This window comes from Burkholderia guangdongensis (assembly GCF_013403875.1).
GTDB lineage: Bacteria > Pseudomonadota > Gammaproteobacteria > Burkholderiales > Burkholderiaceae > Burkholderia > Burkholderia guangdongensis.
The window spans coordinates 1-281 of record NZ_JACBNX010000086.1; the positions used below are offsets into that span (position 1 = coordinate 1).

Genomic DNA, 281 nt, shown 5'->3' on the forward strand with positions numbered 1-281 from the left:
CCTTGGCGATCACAGGCGATGAAGGACGCGGTAGCCTGCGAAAAGCCCCGGGGAGCTGGCAAACAAGCTTTGATCCGGGGATGTCCGAATGGGGAAACCCACTCCTTCTGGAGTATCCATAGCTGAATACATAGGCTATGTGAAGCGAACGCGGTGAACTGAAACATCTAAGTAACCGCAGGAAAAGAAATCAACCGAGATTCCCAAAGTAGTGGCGAGCGAAATGGGAAGAGCCTGTACTCTTTATTTGTATTGTTAGCCGAACGCTCTGGAAAGTGCGG

The 281-nt window shown here is 51.2% G+C and carries 1 rRNA gene; it reads left to right on the forward strand.

Going from position 1 to position 281, the window contains the following annotated elements:
* Positions 1 to 281, forward strand: a 23S ribosomal RNA gene (locus tag HZI36_RS26815); the annotation flags it as partial.